The organism is Deltaproteobacteria bacterium (genome assembly GCA_016709225.1).
GTDB lineage: Bacteria > Myxococcota_A > Polyangia > Nannocystales > Nannocystaceae > Xiheibacterium > Xiheibacterium phototrophicum.
Window position 1 is genome coordinate 2,813,300 of record JADJEE010000012.1, and the last position, 26,280, is coordinate 2,839,579.

The 26,280-nt window shown below is 71.9% G+C and carries 20 protein-coding genes; 16 read left to right on the plus strand and 4 right to left on the minus strand.

Annotated features, from left to right (window positions below):
• Positions 1 to 15 precede the first annotated feature (15 nt).
• From IPH07_36670 to IPH07_36680, 3 genes are read left to right on the plus strand one after another with little or no spacing between them, the layout of a single operon-like run.
• Entirely contained in the window at positions 16 to 2,952 is a 2,937-nt protein-coding gene (locus tag IPH07_36670; protein ID MBK6922980.1) for a DEAD/DEAH box helicase, read from the plus strand.
• Positions 2,949 to 4,169: a DNA repair exonuclease gene (locus tag IPH07_36675; GenBank protein ID MBK6922981.1), complete on the plus strand. Its 1,221-nt coding sequence runs from the start codon at positions 2,949 to 2,951 to the stop codon at positions 4,167 to 4,169. Before IPH07_36670 ends, IPH07_36675 begins: the two co-directional genes overlap by 4 nt.
• Entirely contained in the window at positions 4,166 to 7,390 is a 3,225-nt protein-coding gene (locus tag IPH07_36680) for an AAA family ATPase (GenBank protein ID MBK6922982.1), read from the plus strand. The genes IPH07_36675 and IPH07_36680 overlap by 4 nt, the downstream gene beginning before the upstream one ends.
• 30 nt (positions 7,391 to 7,420) lie before the next feature.
• Here the strand turns inward: IPH07_36680 and IPH07_36685 are convergent, their stop codons facing one another.
• Positions 7,421 to 7,708 (minus strand): hypothetical protein, encoded by a 288-nt coding sequence (locus tag IPH07_36685; protein MBK6922983.1) that lies wholly within the window; start codon positions 7,706 to 7,708, stop codon positions 7,421 to 7,423.
• Between the two features lie 106 nt (positions 7,709 to 7,814).
• On the opposite strand from IPH07_36685, the gene IPH07_36690 reads away from it, so the two are divergent.
• From IPH07_36690 to IPH07_36705, 4 genes are all read left to right on the plus strand, one after another.
• A complete protein-coding gene (locus tag IPH07_36690) occupies positions 7,815 to 8,630 on the plus strand; it encodes a helix-turn-helix transcriptional regulator (GenBank protein MBK6922984.1) in 816 nt (271 codons plus the stop codon).
• 336 nt (positions 8,631 to 8,966) lie between these two features.
• Complete coding sequence (locus IPH07_36695) at positions 8,967 to 9,488, plus strand: hypothetical protein (GenBank protein MBK6922985.1); 522 nt, start codon at positions 8,967 to 8,969, stop codon at positions 9,486 to 9,488.
• Positions 9,489 to 9,703: 215 nt separating this feature from the next.
• Positions 9,704 to 11,035: a cytochrome P450 gene (locus IPH07_36700; GenBank protein MBK6922986.1), complete on the plus strand. Its 1,332-nt coding sequence runs from the start codon at positions 9,704 to 9,706 to the stop codon at positions 11,033 to 11,035.
• 8 nt (positions 11,036 to 11,043) lie between these two features.
• Positions 11,044 to 11,922, plus strand: a complete 879-nt coding sequence (locus tag IPH07_36705) for a hypothetical protein (GenBank protein ID MBK6922987.1) — start codon at positions 11,044 to 11,046, stop codon at positions 11,920 to 11,922.
• A 15-nt stretch (positions 11,923 to 11,937) separates the two neighbouring features.
• On the opposite strand, the gene IPH07_36710 is transcribed toward IPH07_36705, so the two are convergent.
• Complete coding sequence (locus IPH07_36710) at positions 11,938 to 13,398, minus strand: sodium:solute symporter family protein (GenBank protein ID MBK6922988.1); 1,461 nt, start codon at positions 13,396 to 13,398, stop codon at positions 11,938 to 11,940.
• Positions 13,399 to 13,490: 92 nt separating this feature from the next.
• Here IPH07_36710 and IPH07_36715 point away from each other — a divergent pair, with 92 nt between their 5' ends.
• From IPH07_36715 to IPH07_36740, 6 genes are read left to right on the plus strand one after another with little or no spacing between them, the layout of a single operon-like run.
• Positions 13,491 to 15,800 (plus strand): hypothetical protein, encoded by a 2,310-nt coding sequence (locus tag IPH07_36715; GenBank protein ID MBK6922989.1) that lies wholly within the window; start codon positions 13,491 to 13,493, stop codon positions 15,798 to 15,800.
• Between the two features lie 32 nt (positions 15,801 to 15,832).
• Positions 15,833 to 16,438: a DUF3261 domain-containing protein gene (locus IPH07_36720; protein ID MBK6922990.1), complete on the plus strand. Its 606-nt coding sequence runs from the start codon at positions 15,833 to 15,835 to the stop codon at positions 16,436 to 16,438.
• Positions 16,435 to 17,424 carry a VOC family protein gene (locus IPH07_36725; protein MBK6922991.1) on the plus strand — a complete coding sequence of 330 codons (990 nt, stop codon included), beginning with the start codon at positions 16,435 to 16,437 and terminating at the stop codon, positions 17,422 to 17,424. The genes IPH07_36720 and IPH07_36725 overlap by 4 nt, the downstream gene beginning before the upstream one ends.
• A gap of 26 nt (positions 17,425 to 17,450) precedes the next feature.
• Positions 17,451 to 18,602, plus strand: coding sequence for a beta-ketoacyl-ACP synthase (locus IPH07_36730; protein ID MBK6922992.1), 1,152 nt, complete (start codon positions 17,451 to 17,453; stop codon positions 18,600 to 18,602).
• Positions 18,599 to 19,315 carry a beta-ketoacyl synthase chain length factor gene (locus IPH07_36735; protein MBK6922993.1) on the plus strand — a complete coding sequence of 239 codons (717 nt, stop codon included), beginning with the start codon at positions 18,599 to 18,601 and terminating at the stop codon, positions 19,313 to 19,315. Before IPH07_36730 ends, IPH07_36735 begins: the two co-directional genes overlap by 4 nt.
• Positions 19,312 to 19,740, plus strand: coding sequence for a 3-hydroxylacyl-ACP dehydratase (locus IPH07_36740; GenBank protein ID MBK6922994.1), 429 nt, complete (start codon positions 19,312 to 19,314; stop codon positions 19,738 to 19,740). Before IPH07_36735 ends, IPH07_36740 begins: the two co-directional genes overlap by 4 nt.
• Before the next feature lie 5 nt (positions 19,741 to 19,745).
• Here the strand turns inward: IPH07_36740 and IPH07_36745 are convergent, their stop codons facing one another.
• Positions 19,746 to 21,056, minus strand: a complete 1,311-nt coding sequence (locus IPH07_36745; GenBank protein ID MBK6922995.1) for a DUF1552 domain-containing protein — start codon at positions 21,054 to 21,056, stop codon at positions 19,746 to 19,748.
• A gap of 7 nt (positions 21,057 to 21,063) precedes the next feature.
• Positions 21,064 to 22,842, minus strand: a complete 1,779-nt coding sequence (locus IPH07_36750) for a DUF1592 domain-containing protein (protein MBK6922996.1) — start codon at positions 22,840 to 22,842, stop codon at positions 21,064 to 21,066.
• A 176-nt stretch (positions 22,843 to 23,018) separates the two neighbouring features.
• On the opposite strand from IPH07_36750, the gene fabG reads away from it, so the two are divergent.
• From fabG to IPH07_36765, 3 genes are read left to right on the plus strand one after another with little or no spacing between them, the layout of a single operon-like run.
• Positions 23,019 to 23,756 (plus strand): 3-oxoacyl-ACP reductase FabG, encoded by a 738-nt coding sequence (gene fabG / locus IPH07_36755; GenBank protein ID MBK6922997.1) that lies wholly within the window; start codon positions 23,019 to 23,021, stop codon positions 23,754 to 23,756.
• Positions 23,753 to 24,982: a beta-ketoacyl-ACP synthase gene (locus IPH07_36760; protein MBK6922998.1), complete on the plus strand. Its 1,230-nt coding sequence runs from the start codon at positions 23,753 to 23,755 to the stop codon at positions 24,980 to 24,982. Before fabG ends, IPH07_36760 begins: the two co-directional genes overlap by 4 nt.
• Positions 24,979 to 26,280: a tryptophan 7-halogenase gene (locus tag IPH07_36765; protein ID MBK6922999.1), complete on the plus strand. Its 1,302-nt coding sequence runs from the start codon at positions 24,979 to 24,981 to the stop codon at positions 26,278 to 26,280. Before IPH07_36760 ends, IPH07_36765 begins: the two co-directional genes overlap by 4 nt.

Here is a 26,280-nt window from a genome sequence, read left to right on the forward strand (position 1 = left end):
GATGCGGCCCCCCGCATGAGCGCGCATCCCGTCACCCGCCGCATCTTCGCCGAGGAGCTCGTGCGGCTGCGACGGGCCGACGAGCAGCAGCGTTGGGTCGCGTCGCAGCGCGCCGGTCGCATCGATCCGAACCCGCACCAGATCGACGCGGTGATCTTCGCGCTGCAGCGGCTGCCGCAGGGCGGCTGCATCCTGGCCGACGAGGTCGGCCTCGGCAAGACCATCGAGGCCGGGCTGGTGATCGCCCAGCGCCGCGCCGAGGGCAGCGGGCGCATCCTGCTCATCACGCCCAAGCCGCTGGTGGGCCAGTGGCGCCACGAGCTGTACACCCTGTTCGGCATCGAGGCGCGCGAGGTCACCGGCAGCGACGAGCGCTTCGATGATGCCGTGGTCTATCTCGTCGGTCGCGAGTGGGCCGGCAGCGAGCGCGGCTCGGAGCTGTTGCGGGCGGCGGCGCGCTTCGACCTGGTGGTGATCGACGAGGCCCACGAGATCTTCGCGGGCATCTACAAGCGCTTCGATCGCCACGGCCACATGAAGGACGGCGCGAATCAGGCCACGCTCGCGCACCGCGTGCGACGGGCGATCGCGGGCTCGCCGGTGTTGTTGCTGACGGCGACGCCGATCCAGAACTCGCTCACCGAGCTGTGGGGCCTGGCACAGTACGTCGAGCCCACCGGCGCGCTATTCGGCGACCTCGGCACCTTCCGCGCGATCTTCTGCGCGGGTGACGACCGCACCCTGCGCGAGGGCCAGGACGACGAGCTGCGCCGGCGCATCGGCGAGGTGTGCCAACGAACCCTGCGGCGTCAGGCGCAGGAGTTCATGAAGCAGCCGTTCATGCAGCGGCGCGCCAAGCTGTTCGGCTACACCATGACGGCGGCCGAGCGCTCACTGTACGACGACGTCACGGCGTATCTGCTCGATCCCAAGACCTGTGCGTTCCGGGGCGGGCACCGACGGCTGCTCATCATCGGCTTCCACCGCCGCATGGCATCGTCGCAACGGGCACTGGCGGCCAGCCTCGGCAACGTCGCGTTGCGGCTCGAGGGCCAGCTGCGCGGGGTCTTCGGCGACGGCGACACCGTCGACATGTTCGCCGGTGATCTCGAGCAGAGCGACGTCGACGACACCGACAGCGACGAAGGCCCCCCGCCCGAGGCCGCGCGCATCGCCGCCGAGCTGGCGCGCGTGCGCGACTTCATTGCGCGCGCCGATGCCATCGGCATCGACAGCAAGGCGCGTCAGCTGGTCCACGCGGTGCGGCTGGTGCAGCAGCGCTTCGCCGAGGGCTCGGGCACCGGCAAGCTGGTCATCTTCACCGAGTCGCTCGCGACGCAGGCGTACCTGCGGGAGGTCCTGATCGCGCAGGGGGTCGCGGCCGACGACGACATCACGCTCTTCGCCGGCACCAACGAGGGGCCGCGCGCCCGTGCGGCGCTCGAGCGCTGGCAACGAGAGGTCGGCGAGGCCATGCCGGCCTACGGTCGCCCGAGCGCGACGGTCGCGACGCGGCTGGCGTTGGTGCACGAGTTCCAGACCCGCTCGAGCGTCTTCATCTCGACCGAAGCCGGTGCCAAGGGGCTCAACCTGCAGTTCTGCGACACGGTGGTGAACTACGATCTGCCGTGGAATCCCCAGCGCATCGAGCAGCGCATCGGTCGCTGCCATCGCTACGGCCAGCGGCACGACGTCACGGTGGTCAACCTCCTGGCCACCGACAACGAGGCCGAGCGGCTGGTGTTCGACATCCTGTCGCGCAAGCTCGACCTGTTCGGCACCGTGCTCGACGCCTCCGACGTGATCCTCCACGAGCCCGGCGCGCGCGCCCCCGAGACCCTCGCGAGCGTGGTCGGTGCCGAGCTCGAGATGCACCTGCGTCGCATCTACGAGCGTGCGCGCACCCTCGACGAGCTGACCGCCGAGGTCGAGGCCCTGCGCGAGCGCATGGGTGACGCACGACAGGCCTTCGAGGCCACCTACCGCCGCACCGCGGGCCTCATCGAGTCGCGCTTCGACGAGAGCGTGCGACATGCCTTCCGCACCATCGAGCGCGACCTCGCCGGCGGACTGGCCAGCTTCGACCGCGCACTCGCGGGCGTCATCGAGCGCTACCTCGTCGCGATCGAGGCTGGCTTCGCGCGCACCGAGGTGGAGGGGCGCAGCGTGTTCGAGATCGACGCGTGCTCGCGTCTGCCGGCGGTGCTGCAGGGCGGCGCACGGGTGATCGTCGGCGAGCCGATCGTGCCCGGCGACGACGCGCTGCACCTGGGCCATCCGCTGGTGCACGCCGCGGTCGCCGAGGCCCGCAGCGCCACGCGCGAGCCGCAGCAGTGGGTGCGACTGGCCACGCGCCCGCCCGAGTTCGACGCGCCCACGCGCGGCCGTCTGGTGGTGCTGCGACTGCATCAGCAAGGCTTCGAGCCGGTGGTCGAGATCCTCGCGGTCGCGGTCCTCGAGCCCGAGGGCACGCCGCTGTCGGCGGCGCAGCTGCGCGCGCTGCTCGGCGCCGAGCTGCTCGACGACCCCGAGCGCCGAAACGGTGAGCTCGACCCCCGCGATCTCGACGACGCCATCGATACCGCGCTGTTCTTGACCGTCGCGGGCATCGAGCAGCACGAACGCAAGCACTTCGACGACGTCGTCACTCGCATCGATCGCTGCATCGACGATCGCATCGTCGTGCAGCAGCGGCGCGCCGACGAGCTCGAGCAGCAGCTGGAGGCCGCCCGCCGCCGCCGCGACGGCGCGGCCGGTGCCGACGCGCGCGCCCGGGCCGAGCGCGCGGTCGTCGACGCCGAGCACGAGCTCGAGCGCGTCGAGACAGCCATCGCGCGGCTCGCAGCGCGCGATGACGACGACTGGCGCGCGTGGATGCACCAGGCCCACGAGCGTCGCTACACTCCCGCCAAGACCGAGCGCATCCTCGAGGTGGAGTTCCGCATCCCATGAGCGACGACGAGCCGGTCCCCGCGGCGTCGCTCGCCGCCGATCCATCGATGGCCACGAAGATCCTCCATACCGCCGACTGGCACCTGGGCATGCGCTTCCTCGGCTTCGGCGAGGCCGCGCGCACCGAGCTCACGCGGCAACGGCTCGCGACCGTGCGCCGCATCCTCGGTGTCGCGGAGCGCTACGGCGTCCACGCGGTGGTGGTCGCGGGCGACGTGTTCGATGGCCCCGAGCCGGGCGAGACCTGGTGGCGACCGCTCGCCGATCTGCTGCAGGAGCAGCGCTGGAGCGCGCGGCCGTTGGTGTTCTTGCCGGGCAACCACGACCCGCTCACGGCGACCTCGGTGTGGCGCAACCGCGCCTTCCTCGAGGCGCTGCCGTCGTGGGTGCACGTGGTCGATCGCGACGACTGGTCGCTGTCGCTGGGCGACGACGCGGTGATCCACGCCTCGCCTTGTCGCCGCGCCGCTGGCCAGCTCGATCTCACCGGCAAGCTGCCCGCGCGTGAGCCCGGCGACGAGCGCGTGCGCATCGCGATGCTGCATGGCCAGACCACCGGCTTCGCCGGCAACGCGCCGCACTTCCACATCGCGGCCGACACCGCGACGCGACTGGGCTTCGACTACGTCGCGCTCGGTGATACCCACGCCCTGCGTCGGCACCCACCCGAGCACGCGCCGATGATCTACCCCGGTGCGCCCGAGCCGTGTCGCTTCGGCGAGACCGAGGCCGGCAACGTCGCGGTGGTGCTGCTGCCACGGCGTCGCACCACGCCGATCGTGCAGATCGAGCCGGTCGGGCACTTCCGCTGGGAGCAGCGCGAGGTCACCACGCTGGAGGCGCTACAGGCCCTGCACAGCGAAGATCACCGCAACACGGTGATGCGGCTGGTCGTACGGATGCGCGTGGCCGCGGCCCAACACGCGATCGTCGAGGGCCTGCTGCGCGAGCTGGAGAGCAGCGATGCCCGCGGCGGGCGGGTCGGCATCCTCACGGTCGATCGCAGCGAGCTGATGCTCGACACCCGCAACCTCATGCTCGAGCTCGAAGATCTGCCCGAGCAGGTGCGGGAGACCGCGCGTCGCCTGCAGGCGATCATCGACGGCGGTGGTGATCGCGAGCGCGCCGAGCTGGCCGAGCGCGCGCTCGTGCACCTGTACGGGCTGGCCCGCGAGCAGGTCGCGACCCGCAGCCCGAGTGCGGAGCCGAGCCCGTGAAGCTGGCGCGACTCGAGGTCCACGCCTTCAAGTGCGTTGCCTCGGCGCGGCTCGAGCTGGGGCCGGGGCTGAACGTGTTGTATGGGCCCAACGACCTCGGCAAGACCTCGCTGGCCGATGCCGTGCGCGCGGTGTTGTTGCTGCCGTCGAGCTCGGCGCAGCGCAGCGACTTCGAATCGTGGCAGCTGGTTGCCTCGCCCCACGTGCGGCTGTGGTTCGAGCACCGCGAACGCCACTGGCGCGTCGACAAGACCTGGGGCGAGGGCAGCCGTGCCGCTGCGCTGCTCGAGGTCTCGAACGACGGCGCGGTGTGGTCGAAGAGCGAGGCCGGTCGCGCCGTGGATGCCGAGCTGCGCAAGATGTTGAGCTGGGGCGTGCGCGAGCCCGGCGGCAAGGGGGCCCCGAAGGGCCTGCCGAGCTCGTTCATCACCACCGCGCTGCTCGGCGCCAGCTCGCGCGCCGAGGAGCTGTTCGCGGCCGACCTCGGCAAGGACACCGACACCGCCGGACGCGAGCGACTGACCGAGGCGCTGCAATCGTTCGCCGAGGATCCCGTGTTCAAGCACATGCTCACCACCGCGCAGGGCAAGGTCGAGCAGGTCAAGGATGCCCGCGGCAACTGGCGTCGCGGCCGGGGATCGCCGCTGGGTCGCATCGGCGACGAGATCCGCGAGCTGCAGCGCGAGCTGGCCGACTCGACCGAGAGTGCCGAGCACGGCGAGGCGGTCGAGCAGGCGGCCGCGCGTCACCGCGAGCGTCGCACCGAGCTGTTGCAGCAGCTCGAGCGCGACCGAGCAGCGCTCGACCAGCTGCAGCGTGCGTGGCAGGCGGCCGCCCACGCGCGCGAGGTGGTCGCGGCCCACGACCGTGCACATGCGGCGTGGCGGGTTGCCCACGACGAGCGCGAACGCGTCGATGCGCTCGCCGGCGAGCTGACGCAGCTCCGCACGCAGGTGCAGGCGGCGAACGAGGCCGCCGATGCCGCGGTGGTTGCGACCTCCGAGGCACGCGCGCGGCTGCAGGCTGCGCTCGCGGCCAGGCAGGCCGCGCAGGGTGAGGGCGAAGCCGGCGCGCGTGAACGCCACGCCGCGCTCGAGCACCGCATCGCGACGATGGCCTCGGCGCACGAACGGCTCGAGACCCGCCAGGATCGCCTTCGCGAGGTGCGGGCACAGCAGGACGCCGCCGCCGCGCAGGCGCAACAGGCGAGCGCCGCGATTGCCACGGCGGGGGCCCGACAGCGGGCCTCGCAGGCCGCAGCGGCTGCGCTGGCGCCGATGGAGCAGATGCTGGCGCGGCACGATCGTGCGCTCGCGGTCGCGCGGTGGCGCGAGGCGCAGGCCGAGGTCGCGCAGCAGCAGCAGCGCGCCGCCGAGGAGGCGCAGCTGCGCGCGCGTGCGCAGACCCAGCGCCAGCAGGTGGCCGATGCGCTCGCGCAGCTCGATCGTCGGGGCTTGCCCGACGCGGCCACGCTCGAGCAACTCCGCACGCTCGAGGCGGGGCTGCAGCGCGCCCGTGATCGTGCGGCGGTCGGCTTCGCCGTCGCGTTCGCGCTGCCCCGCGACGCGGCGGTCACGATCGACGACGCCGCGACCCGCTCGCTTCGCGAGGGTGACGTCGCGGCCACGCGGACGATGACGATCGCGCTGGCCGAAGGCGGCACCCTCACGATCGCGGCCGGCTCGAGCGCGCTGCGAGACGAAGTGGTCGCCGCCGAGCAGGCCTGGCAGCGTGACGGCGCACCGGTGTTGGCGCAGCTGGCGATGCCCGACACCGCCGCGCTGCAGCAGGCGCTCGAGCACGATCGCAGCGAGCGTGCGCGCCTGCAGCTGTCGTTGGCCGAGGCCAGCGCGCTCGAGCGCGAGGCCGAGCACCTCGTCGTCGACGCGCAGCGCCAGGCGCAGAGCCAGGCGCGACGGGATGCACTCGCCGCCGTGCTCGCGGGTCGTGGCGGCCCTGCGCGCGACGACGAGTTCGCGAGCTCGGTGGCCGAGCTGCTCGAGCAACAGGCGCAGCAGCTCGCCGAGGTCGAGCGCCAGCGCGAGGCCGTGCGCGAGGCCGAGGCCGCGCGGGCGCTGGCGGTGGAGCGGGCCGAGGTCGCGCGACGCGACGCCGAGCTCGCGCAGGCGCGCGTCCTCGACCTGCTCGCACAGCTGGGGCTGTCGGCCGGCACCGACCTCGGTGCGACGCTCGCGGAACTCGATGACGAGCTCTCGGGCCTGCGCCACGAGCTGGCCGCGCTCGAGCGTGAGCGCGATGCGGCGCGTGCCTCCGACGACGCTCGCCACGCGGCGCTCGCGGAGCAGTTGCAGCAAGCCGAGCACGCGCAGCAAGGCGCGCTCGCCCGCGAGCAGGCCGCGCTCGCCCACGCCAGCGAGCTGCGCGAGCGGGCCGCTGCGCTCGGGGCTCGGCTCGAGGATGCGCGGCAACGTACCGCTGCGGTCGATCTCGAGGGCCTGCAGCGCGCCGCCGCCGATGCGATCGTGGCACGCGACGCGCTGCCGCCGATCGAGCCCGTGACCGAGTCGCTGCTCGAGCACGCACGCGCGCGTCTCGAGGCCACCGCGCAGGCCCTGACCGAGGTGACCGCGGAGCTGCAGAAGGCCGAGGGCAGCCTCGAGCAGCTCGGTGGTGCGGGCCTTCGCGAGCGAGCCGAAGAGGCCCAGCAAGCGCTCGTCCGCGCGACCCAGAGCGAGCGCGAGCTGCAGCGGGACTACGACGCGTGGCAGCTGCTGCGCGACACCCTGCGCACGGTCGAGGCCGAGCAGGGGCAGCACCTCGGCAACGCGCTCGCCGGGGCGGTCGAGCAGCGGCTGCGACGGCTGACCGAGGGCCGCTACGCCCGCCTCGAGCTCGATCGCGATCTGCGGGCCGAGGGCCTGCGCGTCGCCGGCAGTGCGCGCGCCTTCGAGGTGCTGTCGGCGGGCCTGCGCGAGCAGCTCGCGACCCTGGTTCGCGTGGCGATCGCGGAGCACCTGCGGCAGGTCGTCGTGCTCGACGACCACCTCGCGCAGACCGATCCGCAGCGCGTCGACTTCTTCCGGGATCTGTTGCGCGAGGTCGCGCAGCGGGTGCAGATCCTCGTGCTGACCTGCCGGCCGCTCGATTACCTCGACGCGCGCGAGCTGCCCGAGGCCGGCACCGCGATCCGCGACAGCGAGGACGGGCGCGTACGAGCGATCGACCTGTCGCGGGTCATCGCCCGCGTGGCCGCCGATTGATCGCCGACCGCGGGCGGGACCGCACCGCCGTCAACGCAGCGGCCGCCGCACGAGTAGGTAGGCGAGCGGCGCGATCGAGCCCAGCGCGACCGTGCCGAGCACGAACGGCCAAGGATTCATGCCGCGTCGCCGCGCGTCGGGCACCAGCTGCGTGGTCACCAGGCCGAGTGCGATGATGAGGTCGAGGAACATCTGCATGCCCCACGGCTCGCGCCATGCCAGCGTCAGGAAGCCGAAGTAGCCCTGCGCAGCGATGACCCACGTCGAGTAGGCGAAGAAGGCGACCAACAACAGGGTGAGCGGCAGCTTGTTGCGCATGGGGTTCGGGCTCCGTCCGAGGCGCAGCATGGAGCGGTGACGAGCCCGCGGCCATGACGTCGGAGGTCATGTCGAGCGACATCGAGTCGGAGTACCTTCGACCTCGATGCAGGGCGATCGCGACGGTGTCGGTGGGCTGGTCCGGCAGTGGCGACAGCTGCGGGGGCTGTCGCAGCTGGCGCTGGCCGATCGCGCGGAGGTCTCGACCCGTCACCTCAGCTTCGTCGAGACCGGCAAGTCGTCACCCAGCCGCGAGATGGTGCTGGTGCTGGCCTCGGCGCTCGAGGTGCCCCTGCGTGAGCGCAACCGATGGCTGCTGGCGGCCGGCTTCGCGCCGGTCTATCGCGAGCGCGATTTCGCGGCGCCGGAGATGGGCGAGCTACGCCGCGTGCTCGAGCTGGTGCTCGCACAGCACGAGCCGTTCCCGGCGTTGGTGGTCGATCGTCGGTGGCAGGTGCTCATGGCCAATCGCGGTGCGATGCGAGTGCTGCTCACCTTCGCGGGCGATGCCGACGTGCTGGCCAAGAGTCACGGCAACGGCATGCACGCCATCTTCCGCCCCGATGGGCTGCGGCACGCGATCGTGAATTGGCAGGAGGTCGCGTCGACGGTGCTGCATCGGTTGCGGCGCGAGGCCTTCGACGACCCCTCGCCCGACGGCGTCGCTGCGCTGCTGGCCGAGCTCGAGCGGTATGGCCCGTGGCCCGGCCCCCGCGACGACGACCCCGACGAGCCACGCCTGCTCATCCCCGTGCACCTGCGCAGGGGTTCACTCGAGCTGCGGTTCGTCACCACCATCGCGTCGATGGGCACCCCGGTGGATCTCACGGCCCACGAGCTACGCATCGAGACGTACTACCCGCTCGACGAGCAGACGCGGGCGTGGGCCCACGCTGCGACTTCGCTCGCGTCGCCCAGCTGACGTGGGGTTTGGCGCGCGTCCCTGACATGCGTGTCATATCGCCGGCTGCGCCGCGATCGGAGCAATCACCCTCGCGGGGTCTGTGCCCACGGGTCCACCCGGCGGCGGCCGAGTGCTCCGACACACCGCGAAATGCTGGTCGCAGCCGCTACCAAGTCGTGCCCGCGCGGATCGTTGCGCACGCGCAACTCGAGCGCTGCGAGTCCACGCGCCGTGGCAGATGTTGCAATCGTGCGACCGCGCACGCACACTCCCCAGCGTTCTTCGCCTGCGATGGCGAGGCCCACGATTCAAGGACCAACCATGCGTATCCATACACTGACTCTGATCGCTTCGATGACTGTGATGTTCGGCTGCCCGAGCGACGACACCGGTGACGACGGTGCCTCGACGGGCGACACCGTCAGCACCACGGCCACGACCACGGCGTCGACCACCGACAGCACCACGGCGTCGACCACGGCCACGACCACGGCGTCGACCACCGACAGCACCACGGCCACGACGACCGACACCGACCCGACCACCACGACCGACCCGACGACCACCACGGATCCGACCGTGGCCGACTCGTCGAGCGGCGGCAGCGGCAGCGACACCGGCGCGTCGGCGGACTGCATGCAGTACTGCACCGACTTCTTCGCCACCTGCAACGACGGCACTGGCGGCGCGGATCCCTACGCCGACGAGGCCGCGTGCCTCGACGCCTGCGGCGGCTTCACCGTCGACGATGGCACCCCGATGGGCGGCGATGACCTCGAGTGCCGCCTCTACCACCTGAGCGTCGCGATGATGAAGGGCCAGGCCGAGACGCACTGCCCGCACGCCGACGTCGACGGCTCGGGCGTCTGCAGCTGAGCAGACCCTGGTCGCGGTGACGTGACGATGGGGCGGCCCCGAGCTGGGGGCCGCCCTTTTTTCATGCGCGCGTGGCTGGCCCGGCGACGCGAAGGCGCCACGACGCGCGGACGCCCACGGCCGCGTCCGCGACCGTCGAAGGCCCTGCGACGCTCGGGCCGCGTCGGCGACCGGCGTCACGTGGTGGGGCCGGCGGTGCACTACCATCGCAGCCGATGGACGTCGCGTTGCCAGCAGGACCTCGCAATCGCCTGCTCAGCACCTTCAAGGTGCTGCGCTCGCCCTTCGTCGACCTGCCGCGCTGGGCCCGACGCTACGGCGATCCGTTCACGCTGCCGACCGTCAACGGCACGGTCGTCATGACCGGCGACCCCGCGCTGGTGAAGACCATCTTCGCCGCCAATCCCGAGATCTACGCGCCGTGGGCGGTGCAGGCGATCGCGCCGATCCTCGGGCCCGGCTCGGTACTCATCCTCGAGGGTCAGCCGCACACGCGCGAGCGCAAGCTGCTGATGCCGCCGCTGCATGGCGATCGCATGCGGGCGTACGCCGACACCATGGCGCAGGTCGCCACGCGTCGCCTCGCGCAGGCCGAAGACGCATCGCGCGTGATCGGCATCGATCTGATGCAGTCGATCTCGCTCGACGTGATCACGCGAGCGGTCTTCGGCGCCGAGGACGACGCCGGTGCGCAGGCGCTGGAGCACGCCGTGCTCGACATGATCGCGAGCGCCTCGCCGTTGCTGTTCTTCATGCCGTTCGTGCAGCGCGACTTCGGTGGCTTCGGACCATGGGCTCGCTTCAAGCGCGCGCACCGGCGGCTCGACGATCTCCTGCAGCAGCAGGTGGTCCGTGCGCGTCGCCAGCCACGCGAGGATCTATGCAGCCTGCTGGTGCACGCCCGCTACGAGGATGGCGAGCCGATGTCCGACGCCCACATCCGCGATGAGTTGCGCACGATGCTATTCGCAGGACACGAGACCACCGCCATCACGCTGGCGTGGGTCCTCGACCTGCTCCACCGCCACCCCGCGTGGCTCGAGCGCGTGCGAGCCGAGGTCGACGCGCTGGGGCCCGATCCCGCACCCGAGGCGTACACCAAGCTGGCCGCGCTCGATGCGGTGTGCAAGGAGGCGATGCGGCTGTACCCCATCGTCACCGAGGTGCTGCGGGTGCTGCGGGCGCCGCTGCGCCTGGGCGATCGCGAGATCCCGAGCGGTACCGGAGTCTCGGCGTGCATCCTGCTGGTGCATCGCCGCGAGGAGCTCTACCCCGAGCCCGAGGCATTCCGGCCCGAGCGCTTCCTCGAGCGCAGGTTCTCGCCGTTCGAGTACCTCCCGTTCGGCGGTGGTGATCGGCGCTGCCTCGGTGCCGCATTCGCGAGCTTCGAGATGCGCATCGTGCTCGGTTGCGCACTGTCGCGCTACGACGTCGTGCTGCTCGACGAGCACACGCCGCAGCCGGTGCGGCGCAACGTCACCCTTGCCCCGAGCGGGGGCGTGCCGCTGCGTTTGCGAGCGCGCAGGCGTCGGGCTGCGCTATCGTAGGGTTCGTGATGCGACGCCTCGTGTGGTGCTTGCCGTGGGTGCTGTTCGGCTGCTTCGACAACGCGCCCGAGGTCGACTCGGTCACCGCCGACGGCAGCGGCACGGGCAGCGCGAGCACCGGCGAGCCGGGTACCAGCGGCGAGGTCAGCGGCTCGTCGAGCGCAGACGAGAGCGGCGGCACTCCGACCTCGATCGGTAGCGTCGTGCTGCGCAGCGCTCGGGTGCCCGCCGACAGCGTCGCGAGTCTCAGCGCGAGCTTCGGCGGCGACGTCGACGACTGCGGGCGCGGCGGGGCGGGCGTCGGCCCCTGCACGGTCGCGATGTGTGGCGCCGACATGCTCCAGCGACCCGATGCCGGCGTGATCAGCTTCGATCGCAATCAGATGCCACAGGCTCCGCAGCTCGAGCCGGGCATGCTCGGCCACTACGTGCCGCTGCAGCTGACCGCGCCGCCGTTCGCCCCCGGCGACGAGATCGCGATCCATGCCGCCGGTGGTGAGGTGCCGGCGTTCGACGTGCTCGTCTCTGCGCCGCCCGGCGTCAAGTTCGATCAGAGCGCAGCCGACGTCGTTTTGAACGCCGCGGCGCCGCTCACTCTCACGTGGATGCCACCGCCCGCCGACGGCTCGGGTGACAGCAGCGTGGTCGTGCGCATGCGGGCACCGACCCAGGTCGCGGTGTGTCTCGTGAATGCGGTCGCGGGTGAGATCGAGATCCCGGCCGAGGTGCTCCAGGCGCTCGGCCCAGGGGCCTCGGTGCAGTTCGAGGCGAGCACGCAACGCGATGCGCCGGTCACCGTGGCGCCGTGGGAGGTCGCGGTCGTGCTCGCGTACCAGGTCGAAGACACCAACGGCGCGGCCGTGTTCTTCCCTCGCATGGTGGAGTGACCCACGCCGGTGGTGTCACGCCACGAGGCCGTGCTCGTGTCGTTCGTTCTCACCGCGGGCGACCACGAGATAGACCGCCCACGCGCACAGGGCACAGCTGGCCGCCATCGGCAGCGGTAGCCCCAGCGGGTCGATCCACGGCGACAGGAAGCTCTCCCAGCCGAGCGCGAAGTGGAGCGCCCACAGCACCGTGCCCGCGATCATCGACGCCAAGGCTGCCCGCTCGGCTCCGACCATGGTGCGGATGCCCATCAGCAACGGCACCAGCAGTGACACCAGCCCGAGCTCGTACGCGCTCTCGAGCAGCGAGTAGGCGCTCTCGCCGAGGTAGGCGGTGGCGATCGAGACCAGCGTCACTGCGATCACCGACCAGCGGTTGAGTCGGAGCAGGTCGGCGCTCGGCCACCGCGGCGCGAGCAGGTTCTGCGCCAACACACTCGCCGGCGAGAGGATCGCGCTGTCGATCGTCGACAACACCGCCGACATCACCGCCAGCACGAACAGCACCGCCAACGGCGGTGAGAGGAACAGGCTCGCGAGCATGGCGACGGTCGACTTGCTCGCCAGGCCGGGCGCGACGAGATCGGCCGAGAGGCCGAGCACCAGCGTGAACGCGCCGAGGCCGAAGTAGACCACGCCGGCGATGTGGCACGCCCACACCGCGGTGCGACCCGAGCGGGCCGAGAAGATGCGCTGCGTGAGATCCTGGCCCGGCAGGTTGCCGAGCGCGCCGACGCTCACGACCCCCAACCAGGTGACGATCGCGGGCAGCTCGTCGGGCACGATCGACAGCCGTGGCGCCGGCGTGCGCGCGGCGAGGATCTCGAGGCCGCTCAGGCTCGAGCCGCCGCCGAGCTCGGCGAGCACGGTCAGCGTCAGCACCACGAGACCCAGCGCGACCACGGCGATCTGCGCCGCGTCGGTGAGTGTCACCGACCACATGCCGCCCAGCAGCGTGTAGATCATCCCGACGATCGCGACCAGCGGGATGCCGAACACGACGTCGAGGCCGAAGAGGATCTCGATCAGGTGGGCGAGCGCGACGAACTGCGCCGCGATCCAGCCGAAGTAGGTCGGGATCATCAGCACCGCCGACAACCGCTCGGTGCGGACGCCGAAGCGGCGGCCGTAGAAGTCGGGCAGCGTCAGCAGCTTCATCTCCCACAGCGGCCGCGCGATCAGCCAGCCGGCCAGGAACAGGCACAGGCCCGCCCCGATCGGGTCGAGCGCCGCGCCGATCAACCCCTGCGCACGCACGGTATCGGTCGCCGTCAGCATCGCGCCGGCACCGAACCATGTCGCGACGATCGTCGCCCATGCGAGGTGGAGCGGGAGTCGCCGGCCGGCGACCATGAAGTCCTCGTGATCGTGGACGCGGCTGCGGGTCCACCAGCCGATCGCGAACATCACCAGCACGTAGCCGATGACCGTGGCACCGAGCACCCGCACGAGGCCAGGGTCCGCCAGCGTCGTCACCGCCCCGCATGGTACCCGGGCGGGGCCGTCCCCGCGGGTCGGGCGGGATCGATGCACGAAATTCCGCGCCGCTCCGCTATCGTGCACCCGACTTGGTGGCCCACCGCGCACGCGTCTCGACGTGGATCGCCGTCGCACTCCTGGTGGTGGGCGCAGTGTTGGTGGCGACGCGGTGGCGCGTGACCACGGCGCTCACCGAGTTCGCGGTCGATCCCGCCGATCGCGAGGCAGGTCGCTGGGTCGAGCAGCTGGGCGCCGGCGAGCCCGCGCGCACGATGGTGTTCACGGTCGCGGGCGCCGACCCCGAGCACGCGCGTGCGGCCGCCGACGCATTGGCGGTCGTACTCGCGCGGCAGGCCGAGTTCGCGTGGGTCAGGACGGGGCCCGACCCGGAGCTCGGTGAGCGCTTGTTCGCCGCGTTCGAGCCGCGTCGGTTCCGCTTCTTCGATCGCGAGCCCGAGCGGGAGCTACCGGCCGCGCTCGGCGACGAGGGCCTGGCCGCCGCCGCGCGACACCTGCGAGCGCAGCTGCAGCGACCCGACGGTGCGGCAACGAAGCGGCTGGCGGTCGAGGACCCGTGGTTGCTGTTCGCGGCGCGCATGCACGAGCTCGCGCGGATGCGCGAAGGTGGTCTCGCGCTCGCCCACGGCCACTTCATGACGCCCGAGGGCAGCGCGGTGGTGCTCGCCGCGACCGTGCACGGACCCTTCGATGCGATTCACCAGGCGCCGCTCGACGACGCCATCATCGCTGCGATCGCCAACGTGCGAGCGGATCACGACGCGGTCATCGAGCGCAGCGCGGTGCACCGCTTCGCAGTGGTCGCGGAGCGCTCGATCAAGCGCGAGCTACAGTGGCTGTCGGTGGGCTCGAGCGTCGGCGTGCTGCTGTGCCTGTGGCTGGGCCTGGGCCGCACGTGGCGGCTCGCGCTCGCGCTGCTGCCGATCGGTGCCGGCGTGGTGGTCGCGATGGCGTCGACCCTGCTGCTGTACGGGCGGCTGCACGCGCTCACGCTGGCGTTCGGCACGACCCTGGTCGGCGTGTGCGTCGACTACCCGGTGCACTGGCTGGTGCATCGCGGGCACGGTGCGCGGGGCTCGGTGTGGCCGGGTCTGCTGCTGGGCGCCGGCACCACGGTGATCGGCTTCGTCGCGCTCGCGGCCGCGGGCCTGCCGGGCCTGCGCGAGATCGGCATCTTCGCGGCCGCGGGGGTTTGTGGTGCGTTGCTGGTGACGCACGGCGTGGTCGCGCCGCTGGCGTCGCGCGCGGCGGCCACCCCATTCGGCGTGCGCGCGCGACTGCCGGTGCTGGTGCGACGTCGCGCGGCGGTGCACGTCGTGGTGCTGCTGCTCGCAGGGCTCGCGGCGGTGGGATTGCTGCGCGCGCGGTGGGTCGACGATGCGCGCGCGCTGGCGCCGGCGCCCAGCGAGATCGCCGACGAAGACGCACGGGTGCGTGCGCGGGTCGATCGCACCGACGTCTCGCGCATGCTGGTGGCGCAGGGCGCCGACTTCGAGGCCGCCGCGCAGGTGCAGGACCAGCTGTGGCTCGCGCTGCGCGATCGCGATCTGCTCGATGCACCGCGGTGGTGCGCGCCGCTGGTGTGGTCGACGCGGCTGCAGGAGCGCAACCTCGCGACCGTGCGCGCGGCGGTCGATCTCCCGGCACGCATGGGCGCGGCGCTGGCCGCCGCGGGTTTCCGACCCGAGGCGTTCGCGGCGTGGTCGCAGGCGTTGGCCGACGATCCCGGCCCGCTCGACGAAGCGGTCCTGCGCGACGCCGGGCTCGCGTCGCTGCTCGATCCGTTCGTCGTGCGCGGCCAGGGCTCGGTCGGGCTGGTCGCCTTCATGCCGGCGGCGATCGATGACGCGACCCTCGATGAAGTGGCGGCCGCGGTGCCCGGGGTCGTCGTGTTCGATCAGGCCCGCTTCGTGGCCTCGCTCTACCGTCGCCACCGCGAGGGCACGCTGCTGGCGTTCGCGTTCGGCATGGCCGGCATCGTGCTGCTGTTGGGGTTCCGTCACCGCCGCGCGCAGCTGGTCATCCGCGCGCTCGCGCCGGCATGCGTCGGTGCCGTCGCGGCACTCGGGGCGGCCGCGTGGAGCGGCGCGCCGCTGCAGCTCATGCACCTGGTAGGATGCCTGCTGGTCGTGAGCATGGGTGTGGACTACGGGGTCTTCGTCGTCGAGGGCGCCCACGACGACACCGACCTGACGGCGGCACGCAGCAGCATCGCCATCGCGGCGATCACGACGGTGCTCTCGTTCGCGTTGCTGGGATTGTCGTCGGCGCCCGCGCTGGCGGCCCTGGGCCGCACGGTCGCGCTCGGGGTCTCGATCGCCGCGTTGCTCGCGCTCACGCTCGCGACGGCGGCACCGACCCGAGGACGGGCGCCGCGATGAGGCCGCGAGGGCGTGCGTTTGGGCTCGTGATCGTGGCCCTGCTGGTGGGCGCCGGTTGTCGCCCGCGCCCCGACATGCCCGCCCTGCCGCCCGCCGTGCACGCCGGCATGGGCCCCGCCTTCGTCGCGCGTCAGGTGGTCGTGGCCGCGCACGCCGGTCGTCGCGACAGCCTCCACGCGGTGCTGCAGTACGATGGGCAGGCCTTGGTGCTCGTGGGTCTCACACCCATGCAGACCAAGGCGTTCTCGTTCGCCCAGCGAGGTCGCGAGATCGAGGTCGCAGGGGCCATGGCGATCCCGGTGCCGCCTGCTGCGGTGTTGCTCGACATCCACCGCGCGTACTTCGAGCGGCCCACCTGCCCGCGGGCCGACGGGTGGACGCGACGACGAACCCCGAGCGGTCGAATCGACGAGCTATGGGGCGCTGGGATGCTGTTGGAGCGGGTCTGGGGATCGCATCGCGCGCTCCGACGACGGCGTCCGGATCGCGTGCGCTGGCGCGGTGGCCTGCGGGCCGAGCCGGTCACCGCCGATGGGACGCCGCGCGTCCCCGATGTCGTGATCGAACATCCCATGCTCGATCTGCGGCTCGAGATCCACACCGTCGACGTGGTCCCGCTGCCCGCGAAGGTGCCGTGACCGTTTACGCCGACGCGGCGCGCGTAGTAAACCCTGCCTGCCCGCCCGAAAGGATCCGACCCACGATGCAAGGCGCATTTGTCCACCTCGAGCTCCACACCGACGACACCGCCGCCGCCAAGGCGTTCTACGCCGAGCTGTTCGGTTGGAACTACACCGATGTGCCGATGGGCGACTCGACGTACACGATGATCGCGACGTCGAAGGAGCCCGGCGGTGGCATGCAGTACAAGGGCATGCCCGACGCGCCCACGATGTGGCTGCCGTACATCACGGTCGAGGACGTGCACGAGACCGTCGCCAAGGCCCGCAGTGCCGGCGCCGAGGTGATCGTCGAGTACATGGAGGCGCCCGGTTTCGGTGCCGGTGCGATCATGCGAGATCCGACCGGCGCGACCTTCGGAGTCTGGCGCGCGTTCCAGATGGCCGCCGAGCCCCCCGCGCCGGTGAAGGCGGAGAAGCCCGCGAAGCCCGCGAAGCCCGCGAAGGTGGAGAAGCCCGCGAAGCCCGCGAAGGTGGAGAAGCCCGCGAAGCCCGCGAAGGCGGAGAAGCCCGCGAAGGTCGAGGCGCCCGCGAAGGCGGAGAAGCCGGCCGCGAAGACCAGCGCGAAGAAGGTCGCCGCGAAGGCGGAGAAGCCGGCCGCGAAGACCAGCGCGAAGAAGGTCGCCGCGAAGGCGGAGAAGCCGGCCGCGAAGACCAGCGCGAAGAAGGTCGCCGCGAAGGCGGAGAAGCCGGCCGCGAAGCCGGAGAAGGCGCCCGCGAAGACGCCGGCGAAGCCGGAGAAGGCGCCCGCGAAGACGCCGGCGAAGCCGGAGAAGGCGCCCGCGAAGACGCCGGCGAAGCCGGAGAAGGCGCCCGCGAAGACGCCGGCGAAGCCGGAGAAGGCGCCCGCGAAGACGCCGGCGAAGCCGGAGAAGGCGCCCGCGAAGCCGGTGGCGAAGAAGGCCGCGGCGAAGCCGGTGGCGAAGAAGAAGGGCAAGCGCTAGCGGCGACCGAGCGAGGGCGTCAGCGCATGGGCAGCTATCCCATCACCGCGTGCTCGCTCGCCAACGCCCTCGGCGACGACGCGCGCGCGGTGATGGCCGCGCTCACGCGTGGTGATGGCGGGCTCGCCGATGACGTGCCCGGCTTCGCGCCGCGCTGGGTCGGCGCGTGCGGGTCGCTCGAGGCGCTGCCGCCGTCGTGGTCGGCGTACGACAACCGACAGGCGCGTGTCACCGCGCTCGCGTTGTCGCCGATGACGTCGGCGGTTGCCCGCGCATGCACGCGATGGGGCGCTTCGCGGGTCGCAGTGGTGGTCGGTACCAGCACCGGCGGCATCGCGGCCACCGAGGCGCGCTGGCCCGCGCTCGTGGCCGGGGGCGGTGAGGCCTACGACCTGCAGAAGCAGCACGCGCTGCAGGCGACGATCGATCTCATCCGCGGCCTCACGGGGCTGCGCGGTCCGGGCTACGCGATCTCGACCGCGTGCTCGTCGAGCGCGAAGGCGTTCGGCTCGGCGCAGCGCATGCTCGACGCCGATCTCGCCGACGCGGTGCTGGTCGGCGGCGTCGACAGCCTCTGCGAGCTGACGCTGCGGGGCTTCGCAGCGCTCGAGCTGGTGTCGAGCACACCGTGCCGCCCGTTCGCGGCCGCGCGCGACGGCATCAGCCTCGGCGAAGGCGGCGCGTTCGCGTTGCTCGAACGCCGCGGCGATGCCCCGGTGAAGCTGTGCGGTGTCGGTGAGTCGTGCGACGCGTATCACATGAGCTCGCCGCAGCCCGACGGCATCGGTGCGATCGCAGCGATGCGAGCGGCGTTGCAGGCGGCGGCCCTCGAGCCGGGACAGATCGGTTTCGTCAACGCGCACGCGACCGGTACCACCGTCGGCGACGCGGCCGAGGCCGCCGCGATCGCGGCGGTGTTCGGTCGCGCCACGCCGGTGGTCGCGACCAAGGGCCTCACCGGCCACTTGCTCGGAGCCGCGGGTGCCACCGAGGTCGTGCTCTCGGCGCTGGCGCTCGAGCACGGGCAGCTGCCGGGCAGCCGCGGCGCGGCCCCGATCGACCCGACCCTCGCGATCGAGATCGTCGAGCACGCCCGCGGCATCGAGTGCGACTGGGCGCTGTCGAACTCGTTCGCGTTCGGGGGCAGCAATGCCGCGGTGATCGTGGGGCTGGCGTGAGCGTCGCGTTCGTCCGTGGCTTCGCGCAGTGGACCGCCGAGGACGGCGCGCCGCAGGCGGTGCTGCTGCCCACACAACAGCGGCGCCGCTGCAGCCTGCTCACGCGCATGGTTGCCCACGTCACCGCGGAGCTGATCGACGACGGTCTCGTGCTCGACGACGCCGCGCTGGTGATCGGCACCGGCTTCGGCGAGATCTCGACCACCGTCGAGCTGATGGCAATGATGCACGCCGAGCCCGGCGAGCTCTCGCCGATCCGTTTCGCCGGCAGCGTGCACAATGCCGCGGCCGGGCAGCTCGCGATCGCCGTCGGTCATCGCGGCCGCCAGACCACCATCAGCGCCGGCACCCGCACGCTGGCGGCGGCGTGGCTCGAGGCGCTCGGCCTGCTCGGTGCCGGCGTCGGGCAGGTGTTGGTGGTGCTGGCCGACGAGCCGCTGCCGGCACCGCTGCATCCCCGCCACGATGCCCTGGCGGTCGCGTTGTGGCTGAGCGCATCGCCCGAGCGGGCCCGCGCGCGCGTGCAGTGGCTCGGCGATCGTCGCGATCCGCCGCCGTGGCCGCGCACGCCGGCGATGTTGCAGCACAACCCGGTGGTGCCGGCTTGGTGCCTGGGCGTCGCGATCGCCGACGCTCACGCGAGCACCGTGCGACTCGAGCCCGACGACGTGCGCGGCCACGCGGCCTGCGTGCGGGTGGAACCGCTGCCGTGAGCGCCGAGCCGGTGCCCGCGCTCGCGCGGCTGGTGCCGCACCGCGGGGCGATGCTCTTGCTCGACGAGGTCGTGTCGGGCGATGCGCAGAGCATCGTCTGTCGCGTCACCCCCCGCGCCGACTCGTTGTTCGCGCGGGATGGGCACGTCGCCGCCGTGGTCGCGGTCGAGTACATGGCGCAGGCCTGCGCGGCGTGGCTGGGCTGGCAGGCGCTGCGGCGGGGCGAGCCACCGTCGGGCGGCTGGCTGGTGGGCCTGCGCGAGGTCGAGTTGTCGTGCGACGCCTTCGAGCTCGGGACCGCACTCGACGTGCACGCGCGCCACGGCTTCGGCGAGCTACGTCTCGCGAGCTTCGAGACCCGCGTGCTCGCGGGCTCGCAGGTGCTCGCGGTGGCGACGCTCAACGTGCTGCGACACGGCAGCTGAGGCGGCTAAGTGACGCCCTGCAGCGGGCCCGAGGCGGCCTCGCCGAAGCCGTCGCTCTCGATGCCCATGGCGTTGCAGATCGAGGTCAGCACGTCGCAGTGCGAGACGCCGCCCTGACCGCGGTAGTCCATGTAGCGACCGCCGGCGAAGTGACCACCACCGTCGCCGATGATGACCATCGGGATGTTCTCGCTCGAGTGGCTCTCGCCCGCGCCCATCTCGCTCATCCAGAACACCACGGTGTTGTCGAGCAGGCCGTTCATCTCGAGGTCGCCCAGCAGCCATGCGAGCTGCTTGGCGTGCCACTCGTAGATGCGGGTGAGCGCATCGCTACGGAAGGGATCGGAGTAACCGAACTCGTAGTGCGAGAGCCCGTGGTGCTCCGCGTCGGCGTCGGCCCAGCGGTGGTACATCTCGCTGTTCGAGTTGCTGAACTGCAGCACCGCGACCCGCGAGAGATCGCAGGCGAACGCCGCCGAGATCAGCTCGAGCTGCATCTGCGTCATGGTCGGGTAGTTGTCGTGGGCGGTGGGGTCGAGGCCTTGCGTCCACGCATCGAGCCGCTCGAGCGTGCACGCGGCGGTCACATCGCCGGGCCCCGGTGCGTTGCGCAGGGTCTCGATCGCAGCCGCATGGGCCTCGAGATCCGCACGATCGAGCGCGCGCGCCTCGGGCAGCAGCCGCGCCATGCGGGCGCTGGTGTAGTCCAGCGCCGAGCGCCGCATGGTCTCGGCGCGCAGCTGCTCGGCGGTCGGACCGGTGTCCGTGGGCACGAAGTCGCCGAACAGATCCTGCTTGGCCGCGTAGGGGTTGCTGTTGATGCCGAGCGGGTTGCCACCCTCGCCGAAGGTCATGCGGGTCCAGTTCGACGCGTACTCGGGGCTGCGCACGCCCAGGCGCAGCGCGGGCCGCCCCTCGCCGATCGAGAGGTTCACGAACTCGTCGATCGACGGTCCGGTCGAGTAGGTCTGACCCGAGAGGTTGCCGCGGCCGGTCAGCATCTGCGTCATGCCCTGCTCGTGGCCGTCGCCCGCGCCCTGCGTGAGCCGGTTGACGCCGTCGAGCACCAGCATGCGGCTCTTGAAGGCCTCGAGCGGCGAGAGGATCTGTCCGAACGTGAAGTCCGTCATCGACCCCTGCGGACGCCAGGTGTCGTGGATGGTGCCGTCGGGGGTGAACACGACCAGCAGGCGCTTGGGCTCGGTGGCCGCGCGAGCGGGGCGCTCGGCCCACGGCAGCATCGAGGCTCCGAGCCCGGCTCCGGCCCCGCGCAAGAGTCCACGACGGGTGATGGAGGGCAGTGCGATCCTGTTCATGGGTCTCCTAGACGGGGCCGACGCGGCGGTAGCGAAGCGCATCGCTGGTCGCGATCGCGATCAGCAGCTCCTGGATGTTCATGTCCGACTCGACGAAGCGCTGCGCAATCGTGTCGGTGGTGCAGCCGTCGGCGGCGCCCTCGCGCCGCCCCAGCGAGTAGCGGAACCACTGCGTGGCGACGCACTCGGCGACGTGCTCGCTGCCACCCATGCGGGCCAGCAGCTCGGTCGCGCCGTCGAAGGTGCCGTCGAGGTCGCCCGCTGCGATGACCTCACCGCTGGCGTCGACGTCGTTGCCGTTCTCGTCGATCTCGCGATAGCGACCGACGGCGTCGTAGTGCTCGAAGCCGAAGCCGATCGGGTCGAGCAGTGTGTGACAGCCCGAGCAGGATGGGCTGGCGGTGTGCTCGAAGAAGCGCTCGCGGTTGGTCACACCGGGCTCCGGCGCGGGCACGTCGAAGTCGATCGGGTCGCCGTTCTCATCGGTCGCGGGCGGTGGCGGCAGATCGGCGCACAACAGCTGCTCGCGCACGAACAACCCGCGCGCGATCGGGTCGGCGCGCGTGGCCTTGGCCGCGAGCGCGAGCACGGCCGGGTGCGTGAGCAGCCCGGGGCGCTGGTCCGCGTCGACCTCGACCTCGACGAACGCGTCGCCGCTGACGCCGTCGATGCCGTAGGCCTGTGCGATCGCCTCGTTCACGAACATCGTCGACGGCGCGAGGAAGGCTGCCAGGGTCGGCTCGGGACCGCGCAGCGTGGACTCGAGCGTGGTCAGCAGCGAGGTCCGCAGGTCGTCGGCGAGCTCGGGTGTGAACCAGCCGTATTGCGTCGGGTCCTTCGCGGCGTGGGCGAGTCCGTCGACGAAGGTCCACTCGACCAAGAAGCGTCGGATCGCGCGATCGGCCCGTGGGTCGGCGAGCATGCGCCGGGCCTGGGCTTCCACCGCGGCGGCGTCGTCGAGATCACCGGCCTCGGCGGCGGCGAGTAGCTCCTCGTCGGGCATCGAGTCCCACAGGAAGTACGACAGTCGCGACGCCAGCTCGGGGCCGGCGACTGCGACCACGTCGCCGACCTCGGCGTCGTCGGGGTCGTGCTCGAGCAGGTACAAGAAGTCGGGCGCGGTGAGGATTGCGATGAGCAGCGTCTGCACGCTGCCGGCGAAATCGACCGTGGCGCGGGCGCTGGTGTAGACCGCGAGCAGCTCGTCGCGCTCCTGTGCGGTGAGCGTGCGTCGATAGGCACGCCGACCGAACTCGGCGATGAAGTCACCCACACAGCTGGTCTCGTCGGCCGCGGTGGTCGGTGTGCAGCCCAGCAGCGCGCTGGGGTCGACCACCGCGTGCTCGGCCACGGTGGTCGCGGTCTGCAGCAGGTCGCGTGCGAGCGACTCGTCGACCGCGCCACCGATGAGGAAGCCGCGCATCTTGCCGGCGATGATGACGTCGCCGGTCAAGGAGTCGACCACCGCCTCGTCGGCGCCGAGCAGGCCGAGGTCGCGCAGCGTGTTCTCGTACTCCAGGCGACTGAGCCGACGGATGCGCGTGTCTTCGACCGACATCGTGCCGCCGCACGCGTCGACCGGGGGCTGGTCGCCCTGCGAGTCGGCGCCTTCGTCGCTACCGGCGGCCGAGTCACCGCCGCCGTTGCCCTTCGGTGTCGCATCGAGGCCGACGTAGCAGCCGGTACCGAGGAGGCAGCACGCCACGGTGGCGGCCCGGCGCGCCCACGCGGGCAGCGCGGGCGCGGTCGTGACGCGTCGGTACTTGGGGTTGGATCCTCGGCGCATGACGGGCCTTCCGCCCCGAGCTCGGTCGGGGTCCTGTCTAAAGGGAGTCCGGCCAGTGGCGGATTTGTCCCGTCGCCGATCGGTGAGGTGGGCGGTCCTGCATCACCGCGCGCGGTCGAATTCGGGCTCCCAGACGCCGCTACGGGGCCGCGCAGGGCTGTGCTAAGACACCCGCGATGACCGACGACACTGGCCTGCGCCGCGCGCTCGTGACCGGCGCGAGCCGGGGGATCGGTGCAGCGATCGCCCACGAGCTCGGCGTGCGCGGCTTCGACGTCGTGGTCAACTACCGCAGCGACGACAGTAGCGCAGCCAACGTGGTCGATCGCATCATCGCGGCCGGCGGTCGCGCCCGCGCCAGCCGCTTCGACGTCGCGGACGCGCAGGCCTGCGCCACCGCGCTCGCGCAGCTGGTCGGCGTCGGTGGCCACTTCGACGTCGTGGTCAACAACGCCGGCGTCACCCGTGACGCGCCGTTCCCCGCGCTCGAGCGCGAGGGCTGGGACGTGGTGCTGCGCACCACCCTCGACGGCTTCTACAACGTCACGCGCCCGCTGGTGATGCCGATGGTCCGGCGTCGCTGGGGTCGCATCGTCAACATCTCCTCGGTGTCGGCGCTGCACGGCAACCGCGGCCAGACCAACTACGCGGCGGCCAAGGCCGGGCTGATCGGCGCCACCAAGAGCCTCGCGTGCGAGCTCGGCAAGCGCGGCATCACCGTCAACGCGGTCGCCCCCGGTCTCATCGACACCGAGATGATCGCGGGTCTGCCGCTCGACACCATCGTGCCGACGATCCCCGCGCGACGCCTGGGTCGTCCCGACGAGGTCGCGAAGCTGGTCGCTTTCTTGTGTAGCCACGATGCGGCCTACATCACCGGCCAGGTCATCGCGATCGACGGGGGCATGACGTGAGCGCACCGCGACGCGTGGTCGTCACCGGCATGGGTGTGGCCTCGCCGATCGGCCACGATCGAGCGACGGTGGTCGCGGCGCTGCGCGAGGCCCGGGGCGGCATCGTCAGCAAGCCCGAGTGGGGCGCGTACAAGGGCCTGTGGACGCGGCTCGCCGGCGAGGTCGTGGGGCTGTCGTTCGACTATCCCCGCAAGGCCACGCGCACCATGGGGCGGGTCGCGTTGCTCGCGGTGTGGGCCACCGAGCAGGCGCTGGCCGACGCGGGCCTCGAGCCGGAGTCGCTCGCCGGCATGCGCGTGGGGATCTCCCACGGCTCGACCCATGGCTCGTCGTCGTCGATGAAGGGCCCGCTCGAGCGCGTGTTCACGCAGCAGACCTTCGAGGGCATGCCGTCGTCGGCGTACTTCCGCTTCATGAGCCACACCACGGCGGCGAACCTCGCGATCCACTTCGGCGTGCGCGGCCGCGTGATCACGACCTGCTCGGCGTGCACGAGCGGATCGCAGGGCATCGGCTACGGCTACGAAGCCATCAAGTACGGCCATGAAGATCTCATGCTGTGCGGCGGCGCCGAGGAGCTGCACGAGCTGCACGCGGCGGTCTTCGACGTCATGTACGCGACCTCGACCAAGTACAACGATCGTCCCGAGCTGAGCCCGCGGCCCTACGACGCCGCGCGCGACGGCATGGTCATCGGCGAGGGCGCGGGCACGCTGGTGCTCGAGGAGTACGAGCACGCCGTGCGACGCGGCGCTCGCATCCACGCCGAGCTCGTCGGCTGGGGCACCAACTGCGACGGCATGCACGCGACCTCGCCCTCGGTCGATGGCATGGCCGGCGCGATCCAGCGGGCGCTGCAGGACGCCGGGCTGTCGCCCGACGCGATCGACTACGTCAACGGCCACGGCACCGCCACCGAGCTCGGCGACATCGCCGAGACCCACGCGACCGCCCAGGTGCTGGGCACCGCGATGCCGATCTCGTCGACCAAGAGCTACACCGGTCACACCCTCGGCGCCTGCGGAGCGATCGAGGCCTACGTCAGCATCGTGGCGATGCAGGACGGCTTCATGCCGCCGACCCGCAATCTCGACGAGGTCGATCCGCGTTGCGCCGTGCTCGACTACGTCCGCACCACCCGCGAGGCCCAGCTCGAGCGCGTGATGAGCAACAACTTCGCGTTCGGTGGCATCAACACCTCGCTCGTCTTCGCAAGGCCCCGATGAGCGCCGAGCACGACCTCGACGTGGTGGTGGTGGGCGCCGGGCCGGCGGGGGCCTGCGCGGCGACGCTGCTGGCCCAGGCGGGCCTTCGGGTTGGCGTGTTCGAGCGCGAGCGCTTCCCGCGGTTCCACATCGGCGAGTCGCTGCTGCCCTCGTGCGTGCCGGTGCTCGCGGCGATGGGCATCGACCTCGACGCCGGTGGCTACCTGCGCAAGCAGGGCGCCGAGTTCTACGACGAGCGCACCGGCGAGTACGCCTACTTCGCGTTCGCCGACGCGTTGCCGGGGCTGCCGCACCACGCGTATCAGGTCGATCGCGCGTCGTTCGACGATGCGCTCGCGGCCGCGGCGCTCGAGGCCGGGGCGTCCGTCGAGTTCGGCGTCACCGTACTCGCGCACGCGATCGACGATCGCGGCGTGGAGCTGCAGCTGGTGCCGACGCCCGAGGGGCTCGGCCCCGACGAGGGCCACGTACGCGGCGGTCGCTCGCGCGGCGTGCCCTCGCGCGCGGCGGCTCGCACCGTGCGCGCGCGCTATCTCGTGGACGCCAGTGGTCGTCGTGGGCTGACCTCACGGGGCGGGCGTGAGCATGATCGTGTGCCCGGGCTCGGCAAGGCCGCCAGCTTCCTGCACTTCGAGGGGCTCGGCGACGCCGCATGGGCCGAGCTCGCGCCGCGCGGCGACGTCAAGGTGCTGCGCATGCCCGACGGGTGGATCTGGGCCATCCCGCTGGCGGATCGTCGGCTCTCGGTCGGCTTGGTCTCGCGCGCAGGCGCACCCGACGACGCCGATGTCGCGCGCGAGCTCGCGGGCTCGCCGATGCTCACGCGCTTGACCGCGGGCGCTCGACGCTCGTCGCTGCGCGCAATCGCCGACTACAGCTACGTCAATCGCAGCCCCCACGGCGCGCGCTTCGTGGCGATCGGTGACGCCGCCGGCTTCCTCGATCCGGTGTTCTCCTCGGGCGTCGCGATCGCGTTGTCATCGGCGCAGCGCATGGCCGCGCACGTCGTGGCCGCGTTCGTCGACGACGCCATGCTGGCGTCGCCGACACTGATGGAGCCCCACCGTGCCGCCCTGGCAGTGGCGTACCGCACCTTCCACTGCTTCGCGCATCGTTTCTACAACGGGCGGCTCATCGACAACCTGTTGCTCGGGGAGGCCCCCGACGCCAACATGCGCGCCGGCCTCATCTCGATCCTCGCAGGCGACATCTGGCGCGACGACAACCGCTTCCAGCGCGCGGTGCTGAGCGCGACGCGGCACGAGCTGCCGGTGATGCCCTGGGCCGACGCACGTTGA